We start from the raw sequence: 12,498 nt of genomic DNA on the forward strand, positions 1-12,498 counted from the left end.
CTACAGTGACCCCCGTAGATACGCTACCAAATCAATACAATAATAGTCTGCAAGCCCCTCATTGCCAATTTCAAAACCTGATCTGGAAAGGTTCTTTAGATACTTTATCTTTTGATAATTCAGCTATCAAAGATAAACTACTCACATTAAATAAACCCTGTTACTTTGTCAAAGTTGGGGGAAAAATTGGTGTTACCCATGAGGGGTATTTATCCTCTGTGGAAAATACATCGTCAATCTTACGAGTGCCGATTAACACTACAGCAACAGCACAACTGCTCACTTTCATCCCCCCCATCACTCTGCAACAACTAGGAGACCCCAATTTCCTAGCATTTCATGGGGTAAAATATGCCTATGTCACCGGTGCAATGGCGGGGGGAATAGCTTCTGAAGAAATGGTGATTGCTCTGGGTCAAGCTAAAATCTTAAGCTCCTTTGGTGCAGGTGGTTTACCCCCAGAACGCCTAGAATCAGCTATTAAAACTATTCAAGCCGCTTTACCCTATGGTCCTTATGCTTTCAATTTAATTCACAGCCCCAATGATTTGGCTATGGAACGCCAGGCTGTGAAATTATACCTCAAATATGAGGTAAGAACTGTAGAAGCTTCGGCATTTTTAGATTTAACCCCGAATATAGTATATTACCGGGTTGCCGGGCTGAGTTTAAATGATGCCAATCAAATTGAAATCAAAAATAAGGTCATTGCTAAAGTTTCCCGTCGAGAAGTAGCTACCAAATTTCTCCAACCAGCACCCCCCAAAATCCTTCAAGAACTACTCGCACAAGGATTAATTACTGATTTACAAGCCAAACTTGCAGCCCAAGTACCCATGGTCTGATGATGTGACTGTCGAAGCTGATTCTGGCGGACATACAGATAATCGCCCTTTAGTCTGTTTATTACCTTCTATTATTGCTTTGCGGAATGAAATTCAAGAACAATTTCATTACCAGCAACCAGTTAGAATTGGCGTGGCCGGGGGAATTGCTACACCCCAATCAGCTTTAGCAGCTTTTATGATGGGTGCTGCTTATGTCATGACTGGTTCTATTAATCAATCCTGTGTCGAGTCTGGCGCTTGTGACCATACTAAAAAATTATTGGCTCAAGCTGAAATGGCGGATATGACCATGGCTCCCGCTGCTGATATGTTTGAAATGGGGGTAAAATTACAAGTCCTCAAACGGGGAACTATGTTTCCCATGCGAGCGCAAAAGTTGTATGAATTGTACCGTACCTACAACTCAATTGAAGAGATTCCCCCAGGAGAAAGAGAAAAATTAGAAAAGCAGATTTTCCGCAAAACTCTAGCGGAAGTCTGGGAAGCAACAGCTACTTATTTATCCCAGAAAAACCCGGCAAAATTAGGGAAGGCTGTTAATAATCCTAAGCTGAAAATGGCGCTAATTTTTCGCTCTTATTTAGGATTATCTTCCCGCTGGTCTACTTCCGGTGAAAAGGGTCGAGAGGTGGATTATCAGATTTGGTGTGGCCCAGCTATGGGTAGTTTTAATGACTGGGTGCGCGGTTCTTATTTAGCTGAACCTCATAATCGTCGGGTGGTTGATGTGGCTGATCACATCATGAAGGGAGCAGCTTTTTTATATCGTATTCAAAGCTTAAAAATCCAAGGAATGGAAATTCCTCAAGTCTACAGTCAGTATTGTCCAGATTCTTCTCAATTATTGGAGATTTAAAAAAATGACTCTACAACCATCTCATAGTGCGGCGGATATTCAAGCATGGTTAGTTACTCATTTGGCTGAGTTAATCGGGGTGGAAACTGATGAGATAGATATCAGGGAGAATTTAGAAAACTATGGTTTAGATTCAGCACAGGCCATGACTCTGGTCAGTCAGTTAGAAAAAATGTTGGGCTTTCAACCATCCCCAGTTCTTTTATGGCACTATCCTAATATTGAGTCTCTTTCCCAACGTTTAGCCGAGAGCGATCGCCTAGAATCTCCATTAGGTTTAGATACCTCTCCAGAGGCTCAACTTAACCCTATGGTTCTCAACTTAGCGGCTGAAGTTGTCCTTGACCCCACTATTGATCCTGCTAACGCTGTGAGTGTGGATGTAGCGATACCTAAGCATATATTTTTAACTGGGGGAACTGGTTTTTTAGGCGCTTTTATTATCCGGGAACTACTCCAAGAAACTGATGCGGATATATATTGTTTAGTCCGTGCTGCTAATGGGTTGGAAGCTAAAACTAAACTGCAAAATAATTTACAGCAGTATGCAATTTGGGATGAAAAGTTTAATTCTCGACTGATTGCTGTTGTGGGTGATTTGGCTCAACCACTTTTGGGGATTAATCCTGAACAATTCCAAATTTTAGCTAGCAATATTGATACTATTTATCATAGTGCTGCTTTGCTTAATTATGTCTATCCTTATTCGGCACTCAAAACAGCTAATGTTTTAGGTACTCAAGAGGTTTTGCGGTTAGCTTGTCACACTAAAGTTAAGCCTGTACATTATGTTTCTAGTGTGGCGGTGTTTGAATCCTCTGCTTATGCTGGTCATTTGGTGGAAGAACAAGATGAGTTTGACCATTGGGAAGGTATTTATTTAGGTTATTCTCAGACTAAATGGGTGGCGGAAAAGTTGGTTAAGGTCGCCCGTGACCGCGGTTTACCTGTAACTATTCACAGACCACCATTAATTGCAGGGGATAGCAAAACAGGTATTTGTAATACCCATGATTTTATCAATTTGATGACTAAGGGCTGTTTACAAATGGGGACTTTCCCTGATGTAGACTATATGTTAGATATGTCCCCTGTTGATTATGTCAGTAAGGCTATTGTTTACCTATCAAGACAGCCAGAATCTCTTGGTCAGGCTTTCCATTTACAACATCCTCAACCTATTTCTTTAAAAGATTTGGTAGAATGGGTTAAATCTTTTGGTTATCCCATAGAGATGATTCCCTATGAAGAGTGGCAATCAAAGTTAATTAATGATGTCTGTTCTACAGATAACCCTTTATATACCCTGCGTCCTTTTTTACTAGAACGCTGGTCTGATGAACAGTTGACTATCCCTGATTTATATCTGCAATCCAGAAGACCAATTATTAGTTGTCAAGCTACTTTGAAGGCTTTGTCAGGTGGTTCTATTACTTGTCCCCCAATTGATTCTCAATTGTTGATGACTTACACTTCTTACTTAGTTCAAACTGGCTTTTTAACTCTTGCTTAGTGGGTTGATCAGGTTTAGTCCCATCCCCGGACTAAACTTGTATCAGTATTGCCAACAATGCAAGTTATCAATATTGCCAGCCACCACCACAGCAGCTAAGTAATATTGCTCAGGGTTTAACTCCAACAGACTCCACTGAGATTTATGTAACCGGGCCGGTTCTGTGGGAGTTAAGCTAATTTCCGCTTGTTCTAATTTACCTAGTCCTTCTCCTGTTGCTTTTAAGTAGGCTTCTTTACAAGTCCAGTAACGGAAAAATGTTTCTTGCTGTTGTTCAGGAGATAGCGATCGCATCAAAGCATATTCTCTGGGTAAAAAGAACCTTTTCGCCAAGCTCTCTACATCACAGCTGCGGCGGGTATATTCTAAGTCTACACCAATTTGACGATGATAATTCACCGCACACACAGCTAAACCCTGAGAGTGAGACAAGTTAAACCATAGTCCAGTTTTACCTAAAGCATCTGCTAAAACTGGTTTACCACGCTCTTGATAATCAAATCGCACCTGTTGCGGTTCAATCCCCAAGTACCTACCCAATATCCGCCGCAGAATACCCCGACCAGCGATAAAATGTTCTCCAGTTCGGTGAAAATGAAATCGATTAGCACGAGCAACTTCATCACCCGATAGGGTTGCTAATAGATTTTCCCGCTGTGCTTCTGGGATATCCAGGTGAAACCGCCAAACATGAACATCATTTGGTAATAAAGTCAAGTTTTTTGGTACAGGTAGCCACAAATGATTAAAAACCGCCATGGATTACATGATTGACATTAACCTGGCATTTTGGCACACATAATTAAAAAAGGACAGATACAGTATTCATGTGGGATACATTTCATGTGCAAAGTACTAAAATTGAACCCTTTGATCAGCTATTTTATAGCCGATCGGGGGTTTTTTTATTCAAACCGCTATTGTGGGTTAATTCATTAGCCTATGGCTAAATCGAATAGTGTAGGGGAAAAGACCTTGCATCTTTTGGCTTGACATATACGCGTTCTTGTGGTTCTAACTGTAACTCATTAAAGCGATCGCGTGTTAAATGCGCCGCTACCACCTGGCCATCATCTAAAGTTAATTCTATCTGAATTTCCCAACCCAAATGTATTAACCTAGTCACTGTAGCTGGTGCAGTATTACCATGAGGCTCTCTGGAAATCGCCACATCCTGGGGTCGTAAAAATACTTGACTATGTGCTGAATCAAAGCCGGTGCTCTGGAAAATATTTGAGGTGTTAGATAAAACATTCACAGGGCCAATAAAGCTCATGACAAAAGCCGTCGCCGGATTGTCATAAATTTCTGCTGGTGTTCCCACCTGTTCTACACGCCCTTTATTCATCACCACCACCTCGTCAGAAACTTCCATAGCCTCTTCCTGGTCATGGGTGACGAAAACAGTGGTCACATGAACTTCATCATGGAGACGGCGTAACCATGCCCGCAAATCTTTACGCACTTTAGCATCAAGTGCGCCAAATGGTTCATCTAGTAATAATACTTTAGGTTCTACAGCTAAAGCCCTGGCTAATGCTACCCTTTGTCTCTGACCACCGGACAACTGTGATGGATAGCGATCGCCTAATCCACTTAGTTGCACTAAATCTAGTAACTGATCTACCCGGTTCTTAATCTTCTTGGCCGGTGCTTTGCGAATTTCTAAACCAAAGGCAATATTCTGACGCACATTCAAATGTTTAAATAGGGCATAGTGCTGAAACACAAATCCAATATTGCGCTCTTGGACACTTTGATATGTAGCATCTTTACCAGTCAGTAAAATTTTACCGCTATCTGGGGTTTCCAACCCTGCAATTAACCGCAGCAAAGTGGATTTACCAGAACCTGATGGACCCAATAAAGCCACCAGTGAACCGCTGTTAATTTCCAGATTGACTTGATTTACCGCTTGAAAGTTCCCAAAATTTTTAGATACGTTCTCAACTACTATACCCACTACTGTACCTCTTGAATGCAATCTACGGCTTCTTGCTAGGATTACCGTGTTTTACATATACCACAGATAAGCTGACCCAGGAGCAATAAATGTGATTCTGGTGGTGTCTAATCCTGGTTTTTGTATCGAAACATTAAGGAATATTGCATTTCCTTCAAAACCTGAAGGTAGAGCGGGAAACTAGACAAAACTCCGTGATAGGATGCTCTAGTTAAACGTTTTTATCAACTATTGGGAGAAGACCTTTGACACTACGGGTTGCTGTTGTTGGGTCAGGCCCTGCTGGTTCATCTGCGGCGGAAACGCTAGCAAAAGCGGGGATTGAAACTTACCTATTTGAGCGAAAACTAGATAATGCGAAGCCCTGCGGCGGTGCAATTCCCCTGTGTATGGTGGCTGAGTTTGACCTCCCACCAGAGATTATTGATCGCCGTGTGCGGAAGATGAAAATGATTTCACCTTCCAATCGTGAGGTTAATATCAATATAGTAAAAGAAGAAGAATATATAGGAATGTGCCGCCGGGAAGTCCTAGATGGTTTCCTGCGCAATCGGGCGGCAAAACTAGGCGCAAATTTAATTAATGCCACAGTTCATAAAGTTGATATACCCACAAATAATACCGACCCTTATAAAATCCACTATGTAGACCACAGCGAAGGCGGTTTACAAGGGACTACAAAAACCCTAAAAGTAGATTTAATTATAGGGGCGGATGGGGCTAATTCTCGTATTGCCAAAGAAATGGATGCGGGAGATTATAACTATGCGATCGCCTTTCAAGAGCGGATTCGCCTCCCCCAAGAGCAAATGGAGTATTACAACGACCTAGCGGAAATGTACGTCGGTGACGACGTTTCCACCGACTTCTACGCCTGGGTATTCCCCAAATATGACCACGTAGCTGTTGGTACCGGCACAATGCAAGTCAACAAAGCCACCATCAAACAGTTACAAGCTGGTATCCGCACCCGTGCAGCCAAAAAGCTAGCGGGCGGCAAAATTATCAAAGTAGAAGCTCACCCCATCCCAGAGCATCCCCGCCCTCGTCGCGTTGTCGGTCGCATTGCGTTAGTAGGCGATGCAGCTGGTTACGTTACCAAGTCCTCCGGCGAAGGTATTTACTTTGCAGCTAAGTCCGGGCGGATGTGTGCAGAAACCATTGTGGAAATGTCTAACAATGGTGCAACCATTCCCACAGAAAAAGACCTCAAGGTTTACTTGAAGCGCTGGGATAAAAAATATGGACTCACCTACAAAGTATTAGACATTCTGCAAACTGTCTTCTATCGTTCCGATGCTACCCGGGAAGCATTTGTCGAAATGTGCGATGACCTAGATGTACAGAAGCTGACATTTGACAGCTATCTGTATAAAACAGTTGTCCCCGCTAACCCCATTACCCAACTGAAAATTACTGCTAAAACTATTGGTAGTTTGATTCGCGGTAACGCCCTGGCTCCCTAAGCACAGCAGCGGGAAAATTAAACCATCTGTATAGGGGGGAAGAAACTTTTTTTCCCCTCTATCTGCGCAGACTGCGGGGATCCAGAGCATCCCTCAACCCATCACCAAGTAAATTAAAAGACAGCACAGTTAGAATAATTAAAGCAGCTGGCGGCCAAATTAACCAAGGTTGCAACACCACAATTGAAGCATTACTAGCCAAAGATAGCATATTCCCCCAAGAAGGATCAGGCTGTTGGATTCCTAAACCAATCAGACTTAATACCGCTTCCGCACCAATAAAACCCGGAACCGCCAATGTAGCAGAAATAATTACATAGGTGGCAGTTTGTGGTAAAATATGGCGGATAATAATGTAAATTGGTTTACCACCCATTGCTACTGCTGCTTGTACAAATTCTCGCTCCTTAATTGATAGTACCTGTCCCCGAATTACCCGCGCTAACCCCGCCCAACTAATCACCGACATAATCACTACAATCAAGATAAAGCGCTGGGTACTGGTTAAACCAGGTGGTAAAACTGCACCCAAGGTCACTAACAGATAAATCCCTGGGAAAGTCATTAGCACTTCTGCTAACCGCATAATTACGCTATCAATCCAACCACCAAAGTAGCCAGAAATACCCCCAATGATTAGAGCTAGGGGAAAACTAATCAATACCCCAATAATCCCAATAAATAAACTAATCCGACCACCATATACTAACCGGCTGAATTGGTCGCGTCCTTGGTCGTCAGTACCTAAAATATTTAAGGCTGTGGGACTAGCTACGCCATCCCTATCACTTATAGTCCCAAATAAATGCCAGTCTAAAGGAATACCGGGTAAAATAGTCACCTCTTCCCACTTGGGAGGAAGGGGTAAAGTTAACTGTAATAGTCGGTATTCCGCACCAGGGACAAATAACCTGATGGGTGTTGGTTGAGCAAAGTCTACTATGATTTGGCGATCGCCCGTTTCTAAATCAGTATCGCCCTGAACAGTAGGATATACATGGGGTCCGATAAATTTTCCCCGTTCTGACTGAGAAAACCAATAAACCCGAGTTGGTGGTAACAGCGAACCATTAGGCTGTGAAGCCAGAGGATTATAAGGAGCGACAAAATCAGCAGCAATTACCATTATATAGAAAATTAACAGCACAATTGCCCCAAATCGCGCCAAAGGGTTTTTCCGCAGTTTTTGCCACCAATTCATAATTTCTGCCTCTTCCATAAACGGTAATTATTATGGTACAATTACTAATATCTTATTTTTCTACTCCATCTGTCTTCACTGCGGGTGTAATTCAGTGGTAGAATGTCACCTTCCCAAGGTGAACGTCGTGGGTTCGAGTCCCATCACCCGCTTTGAGTATTTCCAGGTGATTTAAGGTGACGGTTGACGGTTGGCGGGTCAGGGTTTAAGAGCTACGACAACCGGGAGCCAGGGGTTATAAACCCCTGTCTGATAGCTGAAGTCGGATAAATCCGACTGGGTGTTGAATATAACATTATCAATAGGGTTAACAATCATTTTCTAGAGTATTATATGTAACTTACCAGTCCACTTTTAGTGGACTTTTGCTATTAGACGCTTAATTTATTCCCTGGCCAACTGTTGATGGTCACACCTCTTCCCAGTCAACAGTCAACAGTTAACAAATCCAAAAATAGCTACTTTCTAGTTAATATAATATTTCGTACTTAATGACTCAGGGTTATTTCCGTGGTGGTTCGGTCACTGATGGGGGGGGGTAAGTCGGGGCGACGGTCAAATATTATTAACCATCCTGTATCTAAATTTAATCCTGATAAATATTTATCTAATTGTATCAATCCTTGCTGTAATGGGTCGGGTTTACCCTGTTTCCATACCTTTAATTCCATCCCTAAGACCACATCCCCATAACGCAAACATATATCCATCCTCCCGGAGCCTATGGCGTATTCTCGTTCTAAGCTACCGCCCTGTGTTGATAACTATCGGGATTATTTCCCCCTAAAGTCGAAAACAGCCCCTATGCGGGGCTTTAAAACTAAACTCTTCCTTTAGCGATCGCTACCTTTAAAGTTACTGCCATAACTGGTGACAGTTACGTAATTCCTGTAGGATAATGTCGAGCTGATCAAATTACTATCTAAATCTATGAAGTTGATTCTAGCGAGTGCTTTGGTGTTTAGTAGTACTTTACAATATCCAGCACAGGTAACAGCCCAAACTAACCTACCTGCAAATACTGAACCACCTGTACAATCAGTCAAAACCCCTCCTGTACCTACTGTACCTACTAACGGAACCTCTGAACCAGTTTTTGTTCCACCAAAACCCCCTGCTGGATTAAATACTATATCTGGACGTAGAAGCGGAATGGGTAGCCGTAATGATTGTCCTGCGGTAGAAACTCCCTTGACGGCTTTAGTCCCTTTTCAAGAGCGCGTAGCGACTAGCAAACAAACCAATATATCAACGCCAGTAGATGTGTGGGGACTAACTACCTCTGAACGTCCCACATTTTGGTTTTATGTTCCCTACACTAATATAAGTGGTGAATTTGTCTTACAGGATAGCGAAGAAACCGAAATTTATAACCAGCAAAACATCACCCTTACAGACAATTCTGGTGTCATTGGTGTTTCTGTTCCATCTACTGTGGCACCATTGCAAGTAGGTAAAACATATCGCTGGTTCTTGAAAATTCGTTGTCATCAAAAACAAAGAGCGAGTGTTCCTATCTACGTAGAAGGAGACATTCAAAGAGTAAATTTGAATCCTAGTTTAGAGCAACAATTGCAAGGAACAATAGACCAGCGACAAAAAATTGCCATTTATGCTGCTCATGGTATTTGGTTTGATGCTTTGACAATGTTAGGACAACTACGCTTTGCTAATTCTGATGATGGGTCTTTAGTAGCAGGTTGGCAAAGTTTATTACAATCAGGTGGATTAGGGAACATAGCCCCCTTTCCTTTGGTTGATTATTAATAAACTGCCAATAAATTAGGGTAGTCACCGAGATACCTAATTAGGACTTACCAATACTTTCGTCATATTTTGCGTAAGTCCTGTATAATACCAATGTACTTTCATTTAGCGATAGCGAAGCGCTGCTGCAAGCAGATCGCCTGTGCCAGTTGCGTAAGTCCTAATCCTCTTAGAGATAATTTCTACAACCAATTACCAACTAACACATAGGGAGCCCAGTACATAGGACGATTATATACAGGATCATTGAGCAGTTTTAATTGAGCAAGGCGTAAAGCCTCTGCTGTTGTGACTTCGCCAGTTGTTAACTGACGATAGAATTCACCAATAAATAAAGCAGTGGAGTTATCACCAATTTGCCATAAAGATGCTAAGGTACTCCGCGCTCCTGCTTTAATAGCAACTCCTGCTAATCCCAAAACAGCGCGGTTATCTCCTGCTGCGGTTTCGCAAGCACTCAGAACCAGTAATTCAATTGGCTCAGTGCGATTTTGCTCTCTAGTTTTGAGTAATCCATCTAATTCTTTAACATAGATGCGTCCGTTTGCTGCTAGAATGAAAGTTTCTTCTGCTTTGGAACTAAATTTTCCGTGTGTTGCTAGATGAACTACTCTAAAAGGTTGGATATTAATTTTTTGTTGTAAGTTTTCTTTAGTAAAATCTTGATCCAAAAGTGTACTTGTTGTTATACCCAATTTTTGCATTAAATCTAGTTCTTTCTGGACATAGGGAAGGGGGGTAAAATTTTCGTTTTTGGGTGGTTGTGATAGTCCTCCTACTAGGGTATTTATTTTTCTTTGTACTAAAGGTCTGGGGGTAAATAATTGCAGTCCTGGACTCAAAGCTACAGCATATTTCTGGATTAAGTACTCTTTGCCATCATACAATGCAGCTATGGGAATATTTCTCAAAGAACCATCTGGTATAAATACTAAAGTTTTAACTCCACTGTTTTGCAGATCTGCTTCCACAGGTTTAATTAACAAATTATAAAGTTTTTGCGATTCTTGTTTAAGTCTCTTCTGGGTATTGGGTTCAACTATTGCTTCTCGCATTTTTGTAATTACCTCCTCTAAATTCACACAGTTATCTTGAGAGGTACAGTTACTTTGAGGGGATATGTGCATCAAAGGTTGTTTGGGAAGTTTGAGGATAACCTCTAATTTATTGTTTAAAATAATTGGGTAGAAAATGGCTGTATCTGGATTATCGCGGTCTACTACTTCGTCAAGCAGCACAAATTCATTATTTAAGCAAGCCTCTCGGAAAAAATTATCTAATTCTGCTATTTGTAATGCTTCTATGCGTTGCCTTACTTTGTCTAAATCCGGTTTCCCTTCTCCTGACTCTTGTAATAACAGTTCCACTGATTGGCGATAAATGGGTTCCACACTATCTCGGAAATTGAAGCGTACTTGTTGGTTGACATTGACTAAATCGCTGCGCAGAGACTGGAGTGTTGAAACGGCGGCATCATAAGCAGCGATCGCACCCTGGATGTTTCCTTTGACTTTCAATAAGCGTCCTAACTGCCACTGCCAAAGGTAGGCAATATCTGAAGCATTGATTCCCAGAGCGGTTAATAATGCTTGCTCGGTTAAATCCTGGGCTTCTTGCCACTGATTGTTCTGCTCATACAATCTTCCTAAAATTCCTAACCCATAGGATTCTCCACGCTGATTACCTATAGCTCTGGCTTGTTTAACGCTGTTGGCGAGAATTTGGGCAATATCTTCTTTGTTACCAATGTTAATGATAGTATCAGCAAAATTTATACTGGCATAAATACTAGCTTGATTATTAGGTAGATTAGTAAGTTGGGATTGAATTGTCGGGATTAATTCTTTCGCTGCTGCTATATCTTTATTCTCAACCAACAAACTGAGCAAATTGATTTGAGCTTGAACTTTGGTGAGTAGCTGGGGGGCAATGGCCGCAGCTTGCTGGTAATGGGCGATCGCATCTTCAGTATTACCTAATGCTCTGACAGTATTACCAAGATTCAATTCTGTCATGCTAATTTCTGAAGGTAGTTGCAGTTTTTGAGCAATTTCTAAGCTTAGTTGTAATGTTTTCTGGGATTTATCTAACTCCCCCAATTGTTGCCAAGTATTGCCAAGAGAACGCAAAGCTGCCACTTTCATGGGTGAATTTGGTTCGTTTTTTAACTGTTGCTCCCTTGAGGACAAAATCTTTACAGCCCGACGGTAAAAGCCAGCAATCCGCCAAGCTTGTGCTTGGTTAATACTACTGCGGGTTACTCCGGCATTGTTACCTAATTGCTGCCAAATTCCCTCTGCTTGTTGGGCAGTTTCTACGGATATATCTGCTTGTCCCAGTCCCAGTTGCAGTCCTGTTTGAATGTCTAAAGTTTGCGCCAACACTTCCAGCCATTCTGGGTTTTGGGTCTTGATTTGTAGCTGTTGCTGTTTCTCATCCCAACCTAGTAAATTTAAGCTAGTTTTGATAGCTTGTGAGGCTTCTGTCAACGAGCCCATCTGCTGATATACCAGACAGAGGTTACTTAGGGCTGCGGCTTGTCCCAGTCGATCGCTCTGTTGCTCATAGATACGGTTAGCTTTTTGTAAAATAGTTACTGCTTGGGTTAAGTTTCCTGCTTGATACTCAGCTTCTGCTTGTTCCAAAAGCTGCTGTGGTGTTGTGGTTGAAAATTGGCTGTTGTGGCTATGAATTTTACCTACTGGATATGTGTCTGGTTGTTGAGCAAAGGTAAGGGGGGTAATAGTCATTATAAAAGTTAGAGTAAATAATATTACATATAGAAACGATAATTTAACTACTTGCCTTGCCAGCAGAAGCCTTATTGACTTGAATTTACCAAAATTAATTAACGCCATTTGATACTCTCCTGTTCCAATTTTTC

The 12,498-nt window shown here is 41.8% G+C and carries 7 protein-coding genes, 1 tRNA gene and 2 pseudogenes; 5 read left to right on the forward strand and 5 right to left on the reverse strand.

Annotated elements, in window-relative coordinates:
- Window positions 1–5 precede the first annotated feature (5 nt).
- Both AC6IZ0_RS14150 and AC6IZ0_RS14155 read left to right on the forward strand, forming a co-directional pair.
- Window positions 6–1,704, forward strand: a pseudogene (locus AC6IZ0_RS14150) (PfaD family polyunsaturated fatty acid/polyketide biosynthesis protein).
- 4 nt (window positions 1,705–1,708) lie between these two features.
- Entirely contained in the window at window positions 1,709–3,217 is a 1,509-nt protein-coding gene (locus AC6IZ0_RS14155; protein ID WP_497723497.1) for a thioester reductase domain-containing protein, read from the forward strand.
- Window positions 3,218–3,259: 42 nt separating this feature from the next.
- On the opposite strand, the gene hetI is transcribed toward AC6IZ0_RS14155, so the two are convergent.
- Together hetI and AC6IZ0_RS14165 are read right to left on the reverse strand one after the other, a co-directional pair.
- Entirely contained in the window at window positions 3,260–3,976 is a 717-nt protein-coding gene (hetI, locus tag AC6IZ0_RS14160) for a 4'-phosphopantetheinyl transferase HetI (protein WP_497723498.1), read from the reverse strand.
- A 187-nt stretch (window positions 3,977–4,163) separates the two neighbouring features.
- Window positions 4,164–5,180: a sulfate/molybdate ABC transporter ATP-binding protein gene (locus tag AC6IZ0_RS14165; protein ID WP_271733667.1), complete on the reverse strand. Its 1,017-nt coding sequence runs from the start codon at window positions 5,178–5,180 to the stop codon at window positions 4,164–4,166.
- A 245-nt stretch (window positions 5,181–5,425) separates the two neighbouring features.
- Between AC6IZ0_RS14165 and chlP the strand changes: the two genes are divergently transcribed.
- Window positions 5,426–6,646, forward strand: coding sequence for a geranylgeranyl reductase (gene chlP, locus AC6IZ0_RS14170; protein WP_271733668.1), 1,221 nt, complete (start codon window positions 5,426–5,428; stop codon window positions 6,644–6,646).
- 58 nt (window positions 6,647–6,704) lie between these two features.
- On the opposite strand, the gene AC6IZ0_RS14175 is transcribed toward chlP, so the two are convergent.
- The gene (locus tag AC6IZ0_RS14175; protein ID WP_497726064.1) at window positions 6,705–7,847 is read right to left on the reverse strand and encodes an ABC transporter permease; all 1,143 of its coding nucleotides are present in this window, start codon (window positions 7,845–7,847) and stop codon (window positions 6,705–6,707) included.
- A gap of 80 nt (window positions 7,848–7,927) precedes the next feature.
- Between AC6IZ0_RS14175 and AC6IZ0_RS14180 the strand changes: the two genes are divergently transcribed.
- Window positions 7,928–7,999, forward strand: a tRNA-Gly gene (locus AC6IZ0_RS14180).
- A gap of 336 nt (window positions 8,000–8,335) precedes the next feature.
- On the opposite strand, the pseudogene AC6IZ0_RS14185 reads toward AC6IZ0_RS14180, so the two are convergent.
- Window positions 8,336–8,599, reverse strand: a pseudogene (locus AC6IZ0_RS14185) (ATP-binding protein); the annotation flags it as partial.
- Window positions 8,600–8,777: 178 nt separating this feature from the next.
- On the opposite strand from AC6IZ0_RS14185, the gene AC6IZ0_RS14190 reads away from it, so the two are divergent.
- Entirely contained in the window at window positions 8,778–9,614 is an 837-nt protein-coding gene (locus AC6IZ0_RS14190; RefSeq protein WP_497723499.1) for a DUF928 domain-containing protein, read from the forward strand.
- Between the two features lie 182 nt (window positions 9,615–9,796).
- On the opposite strand, the gene AC6IZ0_RS14195 is transcribed toward AC6IZ0_RS14190, so the two are convergent.
- Complete coding sequence (locus tag AC6IZ0_RS14195) at window positions 9,797–12,364, reverse strand: CHAT domain-containing protein (protein ID WP_497723500.1); 2,568 nt, start codon at window positions 12,362–12,364, stop codon at window positions 9,797–9,799.
- Window positions 12,365–12,498: the final 134 nt, after the last annotated feature.

Source organism: Anabaenopsis sp. NIES-4685 (assembly GCF_059725405.1).